Below are 18,856 nucleotides of genomic sequence, written 5' to 3'. Positions count from 1 at the left end.
TCTCGACTTCGCTCGAAACGAACGGAGTTACTGGCCAAAAGCATTATCACATCGCCTCCAGCTTGAACGCGCTGTCGGCCGCACCCGCATTTTGCGACGCACCCTCGGCGCGCGCGATATAGCCGCGCGAGCGCTCGACCTCGGTCGAGAGCGTGTCGACGGTGGTCTTCATGCTGCCCAGCGCCTTCAGCTTGAAGCTATCGATCGCGTCCATCGTGTCATAGATATTCTGGAACGCACGCTGGAGCGTCTCGACGGGAATCGTCGACGACGCCGCCTGTTCATGGATCGTCGCGGTCTGCGATTTGAGCAGGGTTCCGGTCGAATCGATGATGTTGGCGGTCGTCGTATTGAGCGCGGTGATCTGGTCGAGCACCAGTTTCTGATTGGTCAGCGCCTGCGCGACGGTCACCGCGGTACGCAGCGCCGAGACCGTGGTGGTGCTCGCGCGATCGACGCCCTTTACCAGCTCGACATTGTTCTTCTTGACCAGATCGAGCGCGAGATAACCCTGCACGCTCACCGCCATCTGCGTCAGCAAATCCTGCGTCCGCTGGCGCGCGTAGAACAAGGCACTTTCACGTAAAGCCTTGGCCTTGGCGGGATCGCTATGGTCGAGTTCGGCGGCCTTGGCCTCGAGCTTGGCGTCCATCACCTTCGACAGATGGATCATCTGTTCGAGCCGCCCCATCGCGCTCCACAGATTGGCGCGTTCGGTGTCGATCGCGGCATTGTCCATCAGCAGCTCGTCCTTGCCCGAGGCAAGCGACTTCAGGATCGACGAGATATGCGTCTGCGAGCTCTTATAGCTGTCGAAATAGTCGCGCATCTTGTTGCCGAAGGGCAGGATGCCGAACAGCTTCTTGGGCGCGGTGAGATTGCCCTGCTTGCCGGGATCGAGATCCTCGATCAGCCGGCGCAGCTGCGCCAGGTCGGCGCCGACGCCGCTTTCCTGGTCCATCGCGCGCACCGGGCGGTCGAGGAATCGGTTCGATTGCCCCGCCGCCTCGCGAATCTCGCGATTGCCCATCGCGCCGATCGCATCGACTCGCTTGCCGAATTCGGGCGAATTGACGTCCTGCGCGATCAGGTCGTCGATAAAGCCGTCGACCCGCGCCTCGAGCTCGGACTTTTTGGCATCGTCGACCGGCACCAGCCCCGCGGCCTTGGCGGCGGTCACCACCGGCACCGGCTCGGGAGGCGTCAGCGTCAGCGTCGGTTCGGCAGTCGCGGTTTGGGTCGCCATACTTCCTCCAGCGTGTTGCCCTCGAAGATGGCCGGGATCGCGCGGGCGTTCAAGTGTATCGTGGTAATAATACACCAGGTATTCGGTCGTGCCGCCCCTGAACTTCGGGCTGATCGCCAGCCTGGGGGTTCCCGCAACGCACCAAATACGCTAAGCGCGCGCCAAGCGCACCTTGCGCCAACAGTTTTCGGGAAATCACATGAACCTGCGCAACGTGGCGATCATCGCCCACGTCGATCACGGCAAAACCACGCTAGTCGATCAACTCTTCCGCCAGTCGGGCACGTTTCGAGACAATCAGCGCGTCGAGGAGCGCGCGATGGATTCGAACGACCTCGAAAAGGAGCGCGGGATCACCATTCTCGCCAAGTGCACCTCGGTCGAGTGGGAAGGCACGCGGATCAACATCGTCGACACCCCGGGCCACGCCGATTTCGGCGGCGAGGTCGAGCGGATCCTGTCGATGGTCGACGGCGTCATCCTGCTGGTCGATTCGTCCGAGGGCGCGATGCCGCAGACGAAGTTCGTGACCGGCAAGGCGCTGGCGCTCGGCCTCAAGCCGATCGTCGTCGTCAACAAGATCGATCGCGCCGACGAACGCACGCAGGAAGTGCTCGACGAGGTCTTCGACCTGTTCGTCAGCCTCGATGCCAATGACGACCAGCTCGATTTCCCGGTGTTGTTCGCCAGCGGCCGCAACGGCTATGCCAGCGACGATCCCTTGTCGCGCGAAGGCACGCTGACCCCGCTGTTCCAGAAGATCGTCGATCACGTGCCGCCGCCCTCGGCCGATCCCGACGGCCCGTTCAAGTTCCTGGTGACCTTGCTCGACCGCGACAATTTCCTTGGCCGCATCCTTACCGGCCTGGTCTTTTCGGGTTCGATCAAGACCAACATGGCGATCCACTCGCTCGACAACGACGGCACGATCGTCGAGACCGGGCGCGCGTCGAAGATCATGTCGTTCCGCGGGCTCGAGCGCGTGCCGGTCGACGAGGCTAATGCAGGCGACATCATCTCGATCGCCGGCCTGACCACCACGACGGTGTCGAACACGATCTGCGACCCTTCGGTCAGCGAACCGCTGCACGCGCAGCCGATCGATCCGCCGACGCTGTCGATGCGCTTTGCGGTCAACGATTCGCCGATGGCGGGTCGCGAGGGCACCAAGGTGACGTCGCGCATGATCCGCGACCGTCTGCTTCGCGAAGGCGAATCGAACGTCGCGATCAAGGTGACCGAAGCCGAGGACAAGGACAGCTTTGAAGTCGCCGGCCGCGGCGAGCTTCAGCTCGGCGTGTTGATCGAGACGATGCGCCGTGAGGGTTTCGAGCTGAGCATCAGCCGCCCGCGCGTGCTGTTCCAGGACGGCGACGCCGGCCTCGAAGAGCCATATGAGACTGTCATCATCGACGTCGATGATGAATATTCGGGCACGGTCGTCGAGAAGATGGCGATCCGCAAGGCCGAGATGACCGACATGCGCCCCTCGGGCGGCGGCAAGACCCGCATCACCTTCTCGGCGCCGAGCCGCGGGATGATCGGCTATCATGGCGAATTCCTGTCGGACACGCGCGGCACCGGGATCATGAACCGGCTGTTCGAGAAATATGGCCCGCACAAGGGCAAGATCGAAGGCCGCAAGAATGGCGTGCTGATCTCGAACGGCGCGGGCGAGGCGGTTGCCTATGCTTTGGGGCCGCTCGAAGAGCGCGGCATCCTGATGGTCTCGCCGGGCGAGCCGCTGTATGAAGGCATGATCATCGGCGAGAATGCCAAGCCCGACGATCTCGAAGTCAATCCGATGAAGTCGAAGGCGCTGACGAACTTCCGTTCGACCGGCAAGGACGACGCGATCCGGCTGACCCCGCCCAAGCGGCTGACGCTCGAGCAGGCGATCGCCTATATCGACGATGACGAGCTGGTCGAAGTGACGCCCAAGTCGATCCGGCTGCGCAAGCGCCACCTCGACCCCAATGAGCGCAAGCGCGCGAGCCGTTCGAAGGCTGCGTAAGGCTCTCAGGCTAGCGAAATGCGAAAGGTCGGTCCCGCGAGGGGCCGGCCATTTTCATTGGTGGTGGGGCAAAGACCTCGCCCCATTACCGTTCGTGCTGAGCTTGTCGAAGCACTGTCCTTCTTTTGCCGACCGAGCGAAGAAAGGACGATGCTTCGACAAGCTCAGCACGAACGGTGGGGAGGTTAGGCCCTAACCCTTCGCCATCTCCAGCACGACATCCCATTCCTCAGGGCTGACCTTGCCCACCGACAGCCGCGAATATTTGACCAGTTCCATCGCGGCGAGGCGCGGCTCGGCTTTCACCGCCTTGAGCGTCACCGGATTGGGCAGCGGCTCGACCGGCTTGACCTGCACCGACACCCAATTGCCCTCGTCGCCGTCCTTCTGCGCCTCGCGCGTCACTTCCATGATGCCGACGACCTGCAGCCCGATATTGCTGTGATAGAAGAACGCGCGGTCGCCGACCTTCATGTCGCGCAGGTTGCGCGCCGCGGTGTGGTTGCGCACCCCGTCCCATTCGCCGGTGCCGTCTTTCACCAGATCGTCCCATCCGAACACATCGGGTTCGGACTTCATCAGCCAATATGCCACGTCGTTTCTCCGTTCAGGTACCTAAACGCCGGGTGAATGCCCGGTTCGGCACGAGTTCAGGCGCGCTGGCATAAATTGCGACATATCGGCAAGTATATGCGCGTTTCCCTGCCACCTACGCGCGACCGGCGCCGAAATTTGAGGAGGTCCGACAAGATGAATATCTTTACCAAGGCAACCATCGGGCTGGTCGCGGGCGCGACCATGCTCACCGCAGCGGCACCCGCCGAGGCGCAGCGTTACTATCGCGACCGCGGACGCGGCGGCGATGTAGCGACCGGCGCGATCATCGGCGGCGTCGCGGGGCTCGCGCTCGGCGCTGCGCTCGCGAGCGGCAATCGCGGCTATGACCGGGGCTATTATGCGCCGCGCTATCGCGGCAATTTCTACGGCCCGGCTTATGGCCCGCGTTACGCCTATGGCCCGCGCTTCGCGCAGAACCAGCGGCGCGCCTATCGCCGCAACTGCATCGGCCGCGAGTTCGATCCGTATAGCGGCCGCAGCTTCCGCGTTCGCTATTGCTGAACCCGAATCGCGGCGAACGGGGGGAGGGCGGTGCCGATGGCATCGCCCTCTTTCGTTCGGCGCGGTGCGCGGCTATGCGGGCGCAATGACCGACACCCCGCCAGATCGCCTCTCGATCAACCCAAACAGCCCCTATTTCGACCAGCCGACGCTCGAGCGCGGCATCGGCATCCGCTTCAAGGGCGCCGAGCGCACCGACGTCGAGGAATATTCGATGTCCGAAGGCTGGATCCGCGTGGCGCTCGGCAAGAAGGTCGACCGCAAGGGCAACCCGCTGACGATCAAGCTGACCGGCGAGGTCGAGGCCTATTTCCAGACCCCGGCACCGGGTGGCGAAGACGAAGCCACCGAAACCGCCGCGGCCGAGGCCGACGCGCCCGAGCCAGAAGCCAAGCTCGCCGACCCGGCCTGAGGGCTCATTCGGCGGCCTCGGCGATCCCGGCCAGCCGGGAGAGCTCGCGAACATGCGCGGCGAACGCCTGGCGACCCTGCGTGGTCAGCGACAGCCAGGTGCGCTGCCGCGCGGCGAGCGTCGCCTTGCGGATGCGCAGATAGCCGGCCTCTTCCAGCTGCCGCGCATGTTTCGACAACACCGATTCGCTGACATCGACCTCGGCGCGGATCAGCGCATATTCGGCCTCGTCGACCGCCGACAGCAGCGCGCACATCTGCAACCGGACGGGGGCGTGCAGCACCGGATCGAACGCGATCCGACCGCTCACGCCAGATCGTCCTTCTCGGCGCGCCACACCCGGTCGAACACCGCGCTGGCATAGCCCGCGACGATCGCGGTCACCGCGCCGCACGCGACAGGGGCCCAGCCGATCCCGAACCGGAACCGCAGCACCACCGCGGCAGCCGCCAGCCCCAGCACGCAGACGAGCAGCGCGACCGTGATCGGCATCGTCCGGCCCCGGCGATAGCCGCTGACGTTCAACCCGGTTCGGCGCTGCCATATCGAATAGAGCACCAGCACGCCGAGCGTGCAGCCGGTGGCTCCCAACACGATCAGCCGCTCGGGCAGCGCAAAGCTCGCGACCATGCCCCCCATCCCCAGCCCGTATAGCGGCGCATACCAGGGCGGGCTTGCCGCGCGCTGCGCCATCCGGCGGCGGGCATCGGTGGCGAGGGCTAGGGCAGTTTGGGCTTCGATCGACATCATGGTCCTCCACTTGACGAAGTGGAAAGTGACATCGACTTTCCGGATCGTCAAGTGGCAAGTGCGGGTGCGGTACGATCAACCCGGCGGGCGTTGCGCCGCTACCGCGCGCTCGATCCAGCCGGCCGCAAACGCCACGATCGCCCGCGCATCGATCAGCAGCGCGTCGGCATCGCCGACCTTGCCGGCGCGCGCCTGCCCGGTCGCGACGAAATCGGCGAGGATGTCGTCGAAATAGTCGTCGGAGAACCCGGACACGATCGCGTCGCTCGATTCGTATTCCTCGTTCATCCGCCAAACCGTGCCCTCCGGCGTGGCGTAGGGGATTTCTTCGCGCAGGATGATCTTGCCGGGCACGTCAGCGAGATTCTCGGCGTGGTGGAGCAGCGTCATGCTGATTCCCCGCGCGCCGATCATCGCGACGCAGCCGCCGGCCTCGACCAATTTGGCCAGGGGCGATCCGGGGCCATAGCCATAATCGAGCGGCTGGTCGGCGATCAGCCATTCGGCGCGCGCGCCGATCGCAGCGACCGAGCAATTGGGATTGCGGCTGCGCACCGCGCCCGGCGTCGTCCGCACCCATTCGGCAAATACGCCGTTGTCGCGCATCGATCGCGACGTCGCGGGGTCGAAGGGCGGGATATGCTCGCGCCATTCGGCGGGCACCCGCCCCGAATCGTCGAGCAGATCGTCCTCGAGATAGGGCGCGTGCCAGTCGGTCGCGACCACCAGCGTGCCCTCACCCCCAATCGCCTCGCGGATTGCCGCGATCAGCGTGTCGGCGCCGTTGATGCACCGGCCCACCGACCGGAAGCCGACATGCGCCATGACGATGGTCCCAGGGTGGAGGCCGAGCGCGGTGAGATCGCGCGCCAAATCAGCGGCGGTCCAATAATCCCCCTCCCGCAAGCGGGAGGGGTTAGGGGAGGGGCTGTCCGCGAGCGCCATGCCCGAAACATGCCCTCCCCCGACCCCTCCCACAAGTGGGAGGGGGGAAGAAGCCTCAGTGGACGAACCGCGCCACCACGTCGCGATAGCTGCGCGACACCTTCACCTGCGCGCCCGAATCGAGCACCAAGAAGCATTCGCCATTGGTGTGCGGCTTCACCTGCTTGACCAGGTCGAGGTTGACGATCGTCGAGCGATGCACCCGCTGGAACCGCCGCGGATCGAGCCGCTTTTCCAGATCCTTCATCGTCTCGCGCAGGATCAGCGTGTTGTCGCCGGTATAGATGCACATGTAGTCGCCCGCCGCGTCGATCCGCTCGATCGTGTCGACATCGACGCGGAAAATCTGGCCGCGATCCTTGATGTTGATGAGCTTCTCGAAGCGGTTGGCGGCGTGCTGGTCGCCACCGGCGTCACCCGCCATCGTATCGACCGCATCGGGCGCGACTTCGGCGAGCACTTCCATCAGCCGGTCGACCTCGACCGCGCCGCGCTTCTCGGCCAGCCGCTGGCGTACGCGATCGAGCGTGTCGGCCAGCCGCGATTCCTCGACCGGCTTCATCAGGTAATCCATCGCCTGCGCCTCGAACGCGCGGATCGCATGGTCCGAATAGGCGGTGACGAACACGAACAGCGGCGGCTCGACCTCCATCAGCCCCTGCACCACCGAAAATCCGTCGAAGCCCGGCATCTGGATGTCGAGGAAGACGAGGTCGGGCTTGTGCGTCTTGATCGCGCGGATCGCCTCGCGCCCGTTCATGCACTTGTCGATGATCTCGACGTCCTCGTACGGCTGCAGCCGCAGCTCGAGGCCCTGGATCGCCAGCGGCTCATCGTCGACGAGAATGGTACGGATGGTCATGCTGCCTCGCGGTTGGGTTCCTCGACCTGGAACGGTATTTCGATCTCGACGCGGAAGCCGCCCCCCGGGTTTGCACCCGTTTCGAAGCGATGGTCGGCCCCGAAGGACTGCGCCAGCCGCTCACGAATGTTGGTAAGCCCCACGCCGGTTGAAAGGCTTGGCCGAGATTTGCGCTGCATCAACCCCGGCCCGGTATCTGTCACGGCTATCTGCACCCGATCTCCGGCGAGCCGTGCGGAAACTGCGATTTGCGCCCCCTCTTCCATCGGCGTCACCGCATATTTGATCGCGTTCTCGACCAAAGGCTGCAGCAGCAGCGAGGGCAGCCTCGCCTTCTCGACCCGCGCGTCGATGTCGAACGAGGTTTGCAGCCGTTGCTCGAATCGCATCTTCTCGATCTCGAGATACAGCTTGAGCGTCTCGACCTCCTGCGCCAGCGTGACATGCGCGGTAGGTTCGTTGGCCAGCGTATAACGCAGGAACGACGACAGCCGGCTGAGCATCACATTGGCGCGCTCGGTCTGTTTCAGCAGCACCAGCGTCGAGATCGAATTGAGCGTGTTGAACAGGAAATGCGGGTTGAGCTGGTAGCGCAGCATCGCCAGTTGCGCCGACGATGCCTGCGTCGCCAGCGCCTGCATCTGGTCCATTTGCTCCTCGACGATCAGATACCAGTTGATGCCGAAATACAGCGCGGTCCACCCCGCCAGCACGGTGAAGGTGAAGACGGTGTAGCCGAGCACGCGGCTAAGGCTGACCGTCCGGTCGCTCTGGATGGTGGCGGAGAAGATGAAGGCGTCGAGCACCGCATAGATTGCGGTGGCGACGATCAGCGTGGCGATCACCGCCAGGATGCCCGCGATCCGTGGCAATCGCCGGTAATAGCCGTACAGCGTCGAGAGCAGCAAGGTCAGGCAATAGCCGACGATCGCGTCGATGATGATCGGGATCACCGTTTCGAGCGTCGGGTCGTTCGACACCCCCGACACCAGCCGCAGGATCAGAAAGCCCGACCACCCCGCTGCCTGGAGCATCCAGAAGGCGCGGCTCTTGTCCTCGAAGAACGGACGGGAAAGGATCGCGGGTCTGGCCATGGTCGCTCGTGTGATGGCCGTAGGGGGCCGGTTGCGCCCGTCTTATAGGGCGCGGGGGCGGGTGGCAAAGGCGGGGGGGCTGGGACACCGACAGCCCAAAACGAAACCGCCGCCTCCCGATAAGGGAGACGGCGGTTCGTCAGGTCAGTCGATTAGCGCGGCGATTAGAAGCCGACGACGATCGACCCGCTGATGGCGCGCGGGACGCCGATCTGAACGAAGGGGATCGACGTGTCGTTGGTCTGGCCGCTGACCGATCCGATAAAGAACTGGTCGAACAGGTTCGACACGTTCAGCTGGAAGTAGGTCTTTTCGAGGCCATAGTCGGCCAGCGAGAAGCGCACATCGATATCGACGATGTTGTATCCGTCGGTCTTCGCGCCGAACAGCTCGGTGGTCGCGCCGGTCGTCGAGCGCGTCACGAGCGGCAGGTTCACGTCATTGATGAAGCGCGGGCCGGTGTACTTATACTGTACGCCTGCCTGGATCGGACCCAAACTTCCCTGAAGCCGAGCACCGACCATGTATTCGGAGATACCCGATTCCTGCTTCCCGCCGGTCGGGAAGAAATATTGCGACCCTGTCGTCGTGCAGCCCGAGAAACCCTGAAGAACCTGTGCCGCGGTGCAATTGCCGCCCAGCAGATCGTCGCGGATTTCCGACTTCAGGTACGAACCGAAGACATAGGCCGAGAATTCGGGGACCGGCTGATAGGCGATGCTACCGTCGACGCCATAGCGCTTCACCGAACCGATGTTGCGCGAGACGCTCTCGCCGATCTCGGCATCGAACGCAGTCGCGATCCGATTGTCGAACGCGATGTAGAAGCCGCTGATCGACGCGTTGATCGTGCGCGACGTGTAACGCAGGCCGAGATCGAAGCTGTCCGAAGTTTCGGGAGCAGGCTCCGCGCCCTCGGTGCCGGGGGCGAAGAAGATCGCGTTGTACAGCACGTCGGTGCCGGGTGCCGAAATGCCCTTGGCATAGCTCGCAAACACGCTTGCCGCCGGCGTGAAGTTGTAGGTGAAGCCAACGTTCGGCAGCACCTTGTCGTATTTGTAGGTGCGCTGCTCCGGGGCACGCGACCCTGCGTTGCCGGCCGCATAGGCCACGGCCGAGTCCGCAGGAACGCAATCGACGAAGCCACCGGCTGAAGTGGTGAAGCAATTCTGGGTCAGGTCACGCTCGAAGAACGGTACGCGCACGCCGAGGTTCAGGACCAGATTGTCGTCGAGGAATTCGCCGCGATATTCACCCGAAACCTGGTTGAGCAGAGCAATCGAATCGCGGTCGCGCTTCTGGATGATGTTGCCGCGACCATCGAGCACGGGGTTGTTCGACGGGAAGACGTCGAAAGGCGTGCCCTCGAACTGCAGGAAGCCGACTTCGCCGGTCTGACGATGCTCGGCGCGATCGTAGGTATAGGCAAGGCGGACGCGGTTGTTGTCGTTGATATCGTACAACAGGTTGGCGATGACGATGTAGCGATCGGTGCGTGTCTGGCTGGGCGACAGCAGGTTGACGCCCTGGAAGTTGTTGCTCGCGCAGGCGGCGCCCACGGTGCTGCAGGTGTCGAGCGCGTCGCCGTCTCCGTTCAGGTCACGTCCGAAATAATATTGGTTGCCAATGTAGCCAGTCAGGTTGGTGCCATTGACCGTGCGGAAGCCTTCGCGACCCAGGATCGTGCCGCCGCCATTCGCCTTCACATATTGGTAGCTCGGATCGATCGTCAGCAGCAGGCCTTCGGCCAGCGTGAAGCGCGAGTTGCCGCGGATGTTGCCGGTGTTCGAGGGATTGAAACGACGATCGAACTGCGTGCCGCAGGTCGTCGATACATCGACGACGCCGGCCTGGGCCACATCGGCGTTGCAAGGATAGTCGACCTTATACGTGGCTTCGTCGAAATTCCGCGGGAAGCGATTGCCGCTGCCGGTGCCTGGAGCGCGGCTATCTTCGTCACGCAGCGGCGCCGAGCCGAAGAAATTGTTGCGATTCTCGTTCCACTGGCCAGCGATCGAAACGAAATCGCCGTTCGATCCGATGTCCTGATAGATACGTGCATTGTACTGCTGCTTGCGAATCTTGCCGTAGTTATTGAACGGATTGTCGTAAGTGGTCCACGATGCCGAGGCGAATGCTTTGGTGCCGAAGCCGGTGATGTCGCCGGTGTCGAGCATACCGAACACGCGGTTGTAATCGAAGCTGCCGTACGAGCCCGAGAACAGTGCGCCCAGCTCATCGCCAGGAACGCGCGTGCGGATATTGACGGTGCCGCCGACCGCCGATGCGGTGGGGCTGTCGACGTCTGTCGCGCCCAGGTTGACGGTTACCGATTCAAGCGTCTCGGGGTCCTGCTGCTGGTTCGTGTAGAGCGCGTAGTTGCCCGAATCGTTCAGCGGAATGCCGTCGAGCGTCTGCGAGATACGCGACGAGTCGAAGCCGCGGATACGGAAGTTGCCACCGCCCGAGCCATAGGGGTCGTTCGACTGGTTGCTGACGCCAGGCACCAGGTTGATGATCTCGTTGACCGACTGGCCAGGACGCTGACGCTGGATCAGTTCGGCGTCGAGCTGAACCTTCGCCTTGGGCTGGTTGGGGATCGTCACGCCGCCGATCGAATCGTCGATGCTCGAACCCGTAACGACGATGTCGCTCGATTCATCGAACTCGGTCGACGCGGTCGACTGCGCGAAGGCGGTGCCAGGAATCGCGAGCGCGGCAACGGCCGCCCCGATAAGCAGGTGATAGCGCATGATTTTCCCCAGTGGTGCGGAACAAAAGCCGTCAAGCGGCGATGTTCGCCGTCGCAGGCCCTTTGGGGCCGCATTATTTCGCTTCTGTGACACTTCGCCGCCGCAGCAAAGACTCCTTCGCTGCGTTGCAAAATAGCATCACATCGCGTTCGCCGAACGGCTCACCCCGCGGCGGCGACGATCGCCAGCCAGCCCGCTTCGTCGACCACGCGCACCCCGGCCTCCTCGGCCTTTTTGCGCTTCGATCCCGCCGCCGCGCCCGCCACCAGCAGGTCGGTCTTGGCCGATACCGATCCCGATACGCGCGCGCCCAATGCTTCGGCCTGCGCCTTGGCCTCGTCGCGCGACAGTGTTTCGAGCGTGCCGGTGAACACCACCGTCTTGCCGCTGACTTCGGAGGTGCGCTGGACCTGAACGAAGGGCTCGGGCGCCACTTCGCTGAGTAGGTCGTCCCACGCCTCGCGATTATGCGCCTCGGCGAAGAAGGCGATCAGCGCCTGGGTCACGATCGGGCCGATCCCCTCGACCGCTTCGATTTCCGCGCGCGCCGCCGCGTCGTCATGCGCGCGAGTCGCGACCTGCGCGATCGCCTGGACCGTGCCGAATGCCTTGAGCAACTCGCGCGCGGTGATGCTGCCGACATGGCGGATGCCGAGGCCAAACAGGAAGCGCACCGGATCGGGCGCGCGCTTGGCCTCGATCGCGCGCAGCAGGTTCGCCGCCCAGACCTTGCCGTCCTTCTTGCGCGGCAGCAATTGCGCCTGCGTCAGGCGGAAGATGTCGGCGGGGGTGTGGAGCAGGCCGTCGCGGACAAAATCCTCGATCTGTTGGGCACCCAGCCCCTCGATATCGAGCGCGCCGCGGCTGGCGAAATGCTTCAGCCGCTCGGTGCGCTGCGCGGGACACACCAGCCCGCCCGAACAGCGGATATCGACCTCGCCCTCCTCGCGCACCGCGTCAGATCCGCATTCGGGGCAATGCGTCGGGAAGCCCCAGGGCTCGCGGGTTTCGTCGCGCGAGAGGTTCTCGACGATCTGCGGGATCACGTCGCCCGCGCGCTGGATCACCACGCGGTCGCCGGGATGCACCCCCAGCCGCGCGATCTCGTCGGCATTGTGCAAGGTCGCGTTGGTAACGACGACGCCGCCGACGGTGACGGGCTCGAGCCGCGCGACGGGGGTGAGCTTGCCCGTCCGCCCGACCTGGATGTCGATCGCGTTGAGCGTGGTCTGCGCGCGTTCGGCGGGGAATTTGTGTGCGAGCGCCCAGCGCGGCGCGCGCCCGACAAAGCCCAATCGCGCCTGCCAGTCGAGCCGGTCGATCTTGTACACCACGCCGTCGATGTCGAAGGGGAGGTCGGCGCGTTCGGCTTCGATCGCGCGATAGCGGTCGAGCGCGGCCTGCGCGTCGTCGAACCGCGCGAAGGCTTCGGCGATCGGGAAGCCCCACGCGCGCAGCTTGGCGACGACCTCGGCCTGCGTCGCGCCCGGCAGATCGCTGGTCTCGCCCCAGCCATGCGCCAGGAAGCGCAGCGGGCGCTGCGCGGTAACCCCCGCGTCCTTCTGGCGGAGCGATCCGGCGGCGGCGTTGCGCGGGTTGGCGAAGCGCCGCGCCTTGGCGGCGTCGCCCGCGGCCTCGGCCTGCGCCAGCAGCCGCGCGTTCAGCTCGGCGAAGGCCTGTTTTTCCATATATACCTCGCCGCGCACCTCGAAGATATCGGGTGCATCGGCGGGGAGCGCCTGCGGAATGTCGGCGATCGTTGCGACGTTGGCGGTCACGTCCTCGCCGGTGGTGCCGTCGCCGCGGGTGAGCGCGCGCACCAGCCGCCGGCCCTCGTAGCGAAGCGAGCAGGACAGCCCGTCGATCTTGGGCTCGGCGGTCAGCGCCACCGCTTCGTCGTCGGCCAGGCTCAGGAAGCGGCGGATGCGCTGGACGAACTCGGCAACCTCCTCGTCAGAAAAGGCGTTGTCGAGGCTGAGCATCGGCCGCGCATGCGCCACCTTGGTCAGGTGCGTCGCGGGCGCCGCCCCCACCTGCGCCGAGGGCGAATCGCTGCGCGCGAGCTGCGGAAACGCCGCCTCGATCGCGAGATTGCGGCGCACCAGCGCGTCATAGGCGGCGTCGCTGATCTCGGGCGCGTCATCGGTGTGATAGGCGCGGTTGTGGTGCGCGATCTCGGCGGCAAGGCGCGCGAGTTCGGCGGCGGCTTCCTCGTCGGTTTGCGGGAGGGCGGGGTCGGTGGCCATGCCCGCCTCATGCCGTGGGCCGGGGCAGGGTGGCAAGAGCGTCCTCCCCTCCCTGAAAGGGAGGGGCCGGGGGTGGGTCGGGGGCTCGCGATACCGATCCGCAGGGGTTTGGGGTGGCCGTATCACCAGGCATCCACCCACCCCCAACCCCTCCCTGAAAGGGAGGGGGGACAAATCACCCCAGCTTATCCGCCGTCCGTGTCTCGAAATCACCCGCGTCATGCCGCTCGTGCAACTGCCCCTCGAGCGGCCCCGTGGTCCGGTTCACCATCGCCCCGCGCTGCACCGCCGCGCGCGCGGCAAGCTGGTCGGTCCAGCGGCGGACATTGCTATATTCCTCGACCGCCAGAAACGCCTGCGCCTTGTAACCGTCGCCCAGCAGCCCGCCACCATACCAGGGCCAGATCGCCATGTCGGCGATCGTATAGTCGTCGCCCGCGACGAATTCGTGCCGGCCCAATTGGGTGTCGAGTACGTGCAATTGACGCTTCACCTCCATCGCATAGCGATCGATCGCGTACTGGATCTTGATCGGCGCATAGGCATAGAAATGCCCGAAGCCGCCGCCGACGAACGGCCCCGCGCCCATCTGCCACATCAGCCAGCTCATCGTCGCCGCGCGCTTGGCCGGATCGGTCGGCAGGAACGCGCCGAACTTTTCGGCGAGGTAGAACAGGATCGCGCCGCTTTCGAACACGCGGATTTCGGGGTCGGCGGATTTGTCGATCAGCGCGGGGATCTTCGAATTGGGGTTCGCCTCGACAAAGCCGCTGCCGAACTGGTCGCCATCGCCGATACGGATCAGCCAGGCGTCATATTCGGCATCGTGGTGCCCGGCGGCGAGCAGCTCCTCGAGCAGGATCGTCACCTTTTGCCCGTTGGGCGTCCCCATCGAATGGAGTTGCAGCGGATGCCTGCCCACCGGCAGCACCTTGTCATGCGTCGCGCCCGAGACGGGGCGGTTGATGCTGGCAAACTGCCCACCATTGCCCGGCTCCCATTGCCAGACCGCAGGCGGGACGTAGCCGGTGGGCAGATTGTTTGCGGGATCGGGTGCATCGGCCATGCGCGGCTCCTGTGGGGGAAGGGGTGCGCGCGATATAGGGGCACTCCCGACTGCGTCATATGCTCAATTGAAACCTGTTACTTTGATAGCCTAAACCTGAATGGCCTTTGTAATCTCACACCGGGAGCTTGCTGCCTGCGACGCGATCAACCCCATATTGATTTCTGAAATTCGCTTTGATGCGTTGGCTGGCACAAGTTCATAAACAATCCGGACGTTGCTATCCATGTCAGTACCAGATGGGCCCTGATGGTTGCACGTAAGTTCGAAATCCTTAATCGCGAAGGGCGCGTTGTTTTTAACAGTTAGCCGTACAAGCTGCACGCTTCCAAATCCCCCCTTTTCCCAGTCAAATTTGGTGATCTCGAGAGCTTTTGCAGGTTCGGCTATATACGTCTTGGCCAGTGCCGCGCGCGCCTGATACTCGTCACGCTTTTTTGCAAATTCAGGGTTTGCTGGAGCGAGAGAAAGTAATGCCTGATAGGCGTTCAGATTCGCTTCAACGTCTGACGAGGGCAGTGCCTTCGCCTTTGCTAAATCAGTCTTGATCTTAGCGGCATTTTTTATTTCTAGGGCTTTGGCGTCGGCTACGGATAAAGAGGGAACCGTTGCCATAGCATCGTTCCCCCCAGCATCAGTGGTTTTATCGCCTTTGGAACACGTGCCGATCACAAGTAGCAGTCCGACTAATACGAGGCATCCGGCAGCGCCTCGTTGGCCTGCCTTGGCATCCGCAGCTTTACCCTCTGCTATTTCGGTGAGCGAAAACTCTGCGCCGCAGTGCTTACAAATCAAGGCGTCCTTTTTGATGACTTCCGCACATCGAGCACACTTTTTTTCGTTTCCCCGCACAAGCCCCCCTGTCGGCAACCATGTAATTTCGTTCGACGATATCGATGTTGACGCGCGATGGGCCAATCCGCAAGGAGCAGTTCCCTACCGGCAGTCAAATCTTACACCCTCAGATTTCGCGAAAGCAGATTTGCTCCGTCCGCTGTACTAGCAGCCAGCTCCGGATAGCACTCGCCAAATTCGGCGGCGTGTCGCCGGCGATCCGTGCCACGTCGATCTGCGCCACCAGCGCGCTAAGCGGCAGGCCATGCGCTACCGCTGCCGATTCCAGCGCTTCCCAGAACACCGGCTCGAGGCTGATCGAGGTCGGGTGGCCGGCGATTGTGATTGATCGTTTTACTGGTCCGGCAAAGCCCCCCGGCGGCGCGGCGACCGCCCCTGCCGGGGTCATTCGTCGTCGAACAGGCTGGCGAGTTGTTCGATCATCGTGCCCGCCAGTTGATCGACGTCCATGATCGTCACCGCGCGCGCATAATAACGCGTCACGTCGTGGCCGATGCCGATCGCCACCAGCCCGACCGGCGACTTGTTCTCGATCCAGCCGATCACCTGGCGCAAATGGCGTTCGAGATAGCTTCCCGAATTCACCGACAGCGTCGAATCGTCGACCGGCGCGCCGTCCGAAATCACCATCAGGATCTTGCGATCCTCGGGCCGCGCGATCAGTCGTTCGTGCGCCCACAGCAAGGCCTCGCCGTCGATATTTTCCTTCAGCAGCCCCTCGCGCATCATCAGCCCGAGCGACTTTTTCGCGCGCCGCCACGGCTCGTCGGCCTGTTTGTAGACGATGTGGCGCACGTCGTTCAGCCGCCCTGGCTGCGGCGGGCGACCCGCGGCGAGCCAGGCGTCGCGCGCCTGTCCGCCCTTCCACGCGCGTGTGGTGAAGCCCAGGATTTCGGTCTTCACCCCGCAGCGCTCAAGCGTGCGCGCCAGAATGTCGGCGCTGATCGCCGCGATCGAGATCGGCCGCCCGCGCATCGATCCCGAATTGTCGATCAACAGCGTGACCACGGTGTCGCGGAAATCGGTATCGCGCTCGCTCTTGTACGACAGCGACTGCATCGGGTTGACCACCACGCGCGCCAGTCGCGCGGCATCGAGCATCCCTTCTTCCTGGTCGAAATCCCAACTGCGCGATTGCTGCGCCATCAGCCGCCGCTGCAGCCGGTTGGCGAGCTTGGTCACGACGCTTTGCAGGGTCACGAGCTGCTGGTCGAGATACGAACGCAGCCGCTCCAATTCTTCGGCATCGCATAATTCGGTCGCGGCGATCACTTCGTCATGCGCGCGAGTGAAGGCTTTATATTCGAACTGCGGCGGCATATCGCCCCAGGGTCGGTTGGGGCGAACGGGCATCATCCCGTCCTCGCCATCGTCGCCGGGGTCGCCGTCGATGTCGTCCATCGCGTCGGAGGGGGCTTCCTCCTCGCCCTGGCCTTGTTCGCTGTCGCTGTCGCGCTGTTCGCCGCGCGCCTCGACCTGGCCTTCGCCGCTGCCCTGGTCGCCTTCTTCTTCGCCTTCTTCCTGCTCGCTGTCTTCGGAGCCCTCGTCCTCGGCACCGCCTTCATCGGCGTCGTCGGGCGTCATGTCGCCCTCGGTCAGTTCGAGGTCTTGCAGCAAATTGGCGACCAGCGCGGCGAAGGCGTCCTGGTCGTCGATCGCCAGCGCCAGCGCGTCGAGATCGGCCCCGCCCTTCTCCTCGATCCAGTCAGCGACGAGGCCCAGGCCAAGCGCCGCGCTGGCCGGGGCCGCCCGGCCCGTGAGCCGCTCGCGCACCATCAACTGAATCGCGGTCGACAGCGGCACTTCCTGAGCATTGCGTGCGCGCGCGATCGGATCGGACTTCATCCGCAGCGTCAGGCTGTGCTCCAGATTGTCGGCGATGCCGGCAAAGCCCTTCGACCCCAAAGCCTCGATCCGCGCGGTTTCGACCGCGTCGAACACCGCGCGCGCCACCGGCTCCTTGGGCGCGGCGCGCGCGTGCTTCATCACGTCGTGATGCTTGAGCCGCAGCGCAAAGCCATCGGCAAAGCCGCGCGCCTCGGCCACCTGATCGGCGGGCAACGCGCGCGCGGGCATCGGCACCTTGATGCTCCGCCCCGCCTGGCTCGGCGCATCGGCGGTGAAGGCCAATTCGACCTCGGCATCATTGGCGATCGCCCGCGATGCGCCGCCAAGCACGTCGCGGAACCGGTCGAGGGGGGTGTCGGTGGCCATCAGCGCGTGGTGCGATCGCTAGAACGAATGCTCGTCAGTTTTGCGTAAGCGATGCCGTTCCGCATGATCACCACGTCCCTGCCTATGAAAGCCTTATGGATCAGGCTCCCGGCAAATCGCTTAGCAACCATCTCGTCAACCAGGATGGGAGAGCGTTTCATCAAAAATCCCTCCAAAGATAGCTGCACCGATAATGTTTTCATCTGCACCCGCGACGCCACCTGTGGAACCAGGCCCACCCTCGCCGATATTCAACCCTTCTTCACCACGCTTTCGGGCAGGTCCTTGCCGAATACCCGCTGATAATATTCCGCCACCAGCGCGCGCTCGGCCTCGTCGCATTTGTTCAGGAACGACAGGCGGAAGGCGAAGCCGACATCGCCGAAGATCAGCGCATTCTGTGCCCAGGTGATGACGGTACGCGGGCTCATCACCGTCGAAATATCGCCGTTGATGAAGCCGCGCCGCGTCAGTTCGGCGACGCGCACCATGTTCTCGACCGCTTCCTTGCCGCCGGGCTTGTCGTACTCGCCCGACTTCGCCAGCACGATCTGCGCCTCGACCTTGGCGGGCAGATAGTTGAGCGTGACGACGATGTTCCAGCGGTCCATCTGGCCCTGGTTGATCTGCTGCGTGCCGTGATACAGCCCGCTGGTATCGCCAAGACCGACGGTATTGGCGGTGGCGAACAGCCGGAACCAGGGATTGGGGCGGATCACCCGGTTCTGGTCGAGCAAGGTCAGCTTGCCCTCGGTTTCGAGCACGCGCTGGATCACGAACATCACGTCGGGGCGGCCCGCGTCATATTCGTCGAATACCAATGCGGTCGGGGTCTGCAGCGCCCAGGGCAGCAGCCCTTCGCGGAATTCGGTGACCTGCTGGCCGTCCTTGAGCACGATCGCGTCGCGACCGATCAGGTCGATCCGGCTGATATGCGCGTCGAGGTTGATGCGGATGCACGGCCAGTTCAGCCGCGCCGCGACCTGTTCGATATGCGTCGATTTGCCGGTGCCGTGGAACCCCTGCACCATCACCCGGCGGTTGTGCGCGAAGCCCGCCAGGATCGCCAGCGTCGTGTCGGCATCGAACACATAGGCGGGATCGAGATCGGGCACGCGCTCGTCGGCCTCGCTGAACGCGGGCACCTTCATGTCGATGTCTAGGCCGAACACCTCGCGCACGTCGACGGTCTTGTCGGGCGCGTCGAGGATCGTTGTTTCGCGGCTATCGGGCTGGGTATTGGGAATGCTGGACATCGAAAAACCATGGCGATTGTGCAA

Annotated in this window: 17 protein-coding genes; 3 read left to right on the top strand and 14 right to left on the bottom strand. The window is 64.1% G+C overall.

Annotated elements, in window-relative coordinates:
- Window positions 1–46 precede the first annotated feature (46 nt).
- Window positions 47–1,246 carry a toxic anion resistance protein gene (locus tag OKW76_RS09495; protein ID WP_265548670.1) on the bottom strand — a complete coding sequence of 400 codons (1,200 nt, stop codon included), beginning with the start codon at window positions 1,244–1,246 and terminating at the stop codon, window positions 47–49.
- Window positions 1,247–1,445: 199 nt separating this feature from the next.
- On the opposite strand from OKW76_RS09495, the gene typA reads away from it, so the two are divergent.
- Window positions 1,446–3,260, top strand: coding sequence for a translational GTPase TypA (gene typA, locus OKW76_RS09490; protein WP_265548669.1), 1,815 nt, complete (start codon window positions 1,446–1,448; stop codon window positions 3,258–3,260).
- Between the two features lie 192 nt (window positions 3,261–3,452).
- On the opposite strand, the gene OKW76_RS09485 is transcribed toward typA, so the two are convergent.
- Window positions 3,453–3,854: an EVE domain-containing protein gene (locus OKW76_RS09485; RefSeq protein ID WP_265548668.1), complete on the bottom strand. Its 402-nt coding sequence runs from the start codon at window positions 3,852–3,854 to the stop codon at window positions 3,453–3,455.
- Between the two features lie 156 nt (window positions 3,855–4,010).
- Here OKW76_RS09485 and OKW76_RS09480 point away from each other — a divergent pair, with 156 nt between their 5' ends.
- Both OKW76_RS09480 and OKW76_RS09475 read left to right on the top strand, forming a co-directional pair.
- On the top strand, window positions 4,011–4,379 hold the full coding sequence (locus tag OKW76_RS09480; RefSeq protein WP_256505474.1) for a hypothetical protein: 369 nt from the start codon (window positions 4,011–4,013) through the stop codon (window positions 4,377–4,379).
- Window positions 4,380–4,464: 85 nt separating this feature from the next.
- Complete coding sequence (locus OKW76_RS09475) at window positions 4,465–4,791, top strand: DUF3297 family protein (protein WP_265548667.1); 327 nt, start codon at window positions 4,465–4,467, stop codon at window positions 4,789–4,791.
- A 4-nt stretch (window positions 4,792–4,795) separates the two neighbouring features.
- Here OKW76_RS09475 and OKW76_RS09470 read toward each other — a convergent pair whose 3' ends face one another.
- From OKW76_RS09470 to cobS, 12 genes are all read right to left on the bottom strand, one after another.
- Window positions 4,796–5,101 carry a transcriptional regulator gene (locus tag OKW76_RS09470; protein ID WP_265548666.1) on the bottom strand — a complete coding sequence of 102 codons (306 nt, stop codon included), beginning with the start codon at window positions 5,099–5,101 and terminating at the stop codon, window positions 4,796–4,798.
- Window positions 5,098–5,541: a hypothetical protein gene (locus tag OKW76_RS09465; RefSeq protein ID WP_265548665.1), complete on the bottom strand. Its 444-nt coding sequence runs from the start codon at window positions 5,539–5,541 to the stop codon at window positions 5,098–5,100. The genes OKW76_RS09470 and OKW76_RS09465 overlap by 4 nt, the downstream gene beginning before the upstream one ends.
- 75 nt (window positions 5,542–5,616) lie before the next feature.
- Window positions 5,617–6,486 (bottom strand): aminoglycoside 3-N-acetyltransferase, encoded by an 870-nt coding sequence (aac(3), locus tag OKW76_RS09460; protein ID WP_265548664.1) that lies wholly within the window; start codon window positions 6,484–6,486, stop codon window positions 5,617–5,619.
- 55 nt (window positions 6,487–6,541) lie between these two features.
- Window positions 6,542–7,348, bottom strand: a complete 807-nt coding sequence (locus OKW76_RS09455; RefSeq protein WP_265548663.1) for a LytR/AlgR family response regulator transcription factor — start codon at window positions 7,346–7,348, stop codon at window positions 6,542–6,544.
- Window positions 7,345–8,442 (bottom strand): sensor histidine kinase, encoded by a 1,098-nt coding sequence (locus tag OKW76_RS09450; protein WP_265548662.1) that lies wholly within the window; start codon window positions 8,440–8,442, stop codon window positions 7,345–7,347. The genes OKW76_RS09455 and OKW76_RS09450 overlap by 4 nt, the downstream gene beginning before the upstream one ends.
- A 164-nt stretch (window positions 8,443–8,606) precedes the next feature.
- Complete coding sequence (locus OKW76_RS09445) at window positions 8,607–11,195, bottom strand: TonB-dependent receptor (protein WP_265548661.1); 2,589 nt, start codon at window positions 11,193–11,195, stop codon at window positions 8,607–8,609.
- A 161-nt stretch (window positions 11,196–11,356) separates the two neighbouring features.
- Window positions 11,357–13,441: an NAD-dependent DNA ligase LigA gene (ligA, locus tag OKW76_RS09440; protein WP_265548660.1), complete on the bottom strand. Its 2,085-nt coding sequence runs from the start codon at window positions 13,439–13,441 to the stop codon at window positions 11,357–11,359.
- Window positions 13,442–13,616: 175 nt separating this feature from the next.
- A complete protein-coding gene (gene yghU / locus OKW76_RS09435; protein WP_265548659.1) occupies window positions 13,617–14,507 on the bottom strand; it encodes a glutathione-dependent disulfide-bond oxidoreductase in 891 nt (296 codons plus the stop codon).
- Between the two features lie 90 nt (window positions 14,508–14,597).
- Entirely contained in the window at window positions 14,598–15,359 is a 762-nt protein-coding gene (locus tag OKW76_RS09430) for a hypothetical protein (protein ID WP_265548658.1), read from the bottom strand.
- A gap of 109 nt (window positions 15,360–15,468) precedes the next feature.
- Window positions 15,469–15,750, bottom strand: coding sequence for a ribbon-helix-helix domain-containing protein (locus OKW76_RS09425; RefSeq protein ID WP_265548657.1), 282 nt, complete (start codon window positions 15,748–15,750; stop codon window positions 15,469–15,471).
- On the bottom strand, window positions 15,747–17,576 hold the full coding sequence (gene cobT / locus OKW76_RS09420; RefSeq protein WP_265548656.1) for a cobaltochelatase subunit CobT: 1,830 nt from the start codon (window positions 17,574–17,576) through the stop codon (window positions 15,747–15,749). The genes OKW76_RS09425 and cobT overlap by 4 nt, the downstream gene beginning before the upstream one ends.
- A 251-nt stretch (window positions 17,577–17,827) precedes the next feature.
- Window positions 17,828–18,832, bottom strand: coding sequence for a cobaltochelatase subunit CobS (gene cobS / locus OKW76_RS09415; protein WP_265548655.1), 1,005 nt, complete (start codon window positions 18,830–18,832; stop codon window positions 17,828–17,830).
- Between the last annotated feature and the right edge of the window lie 24 nt (window positions 18,833–18,856).

It is taken from the genome of Sphingomonas sp. S1-29 (assembly GCF_026167545.1).
Lineage (GTDB): Bacteria > Pseudomonadota > Alphaproteobacteria > Sphingomonadales > Sphingomonadaceae > Sphingomonas.
This window is presented reverse-complemented; position numbering and strand designations above follow the sequence as displayed.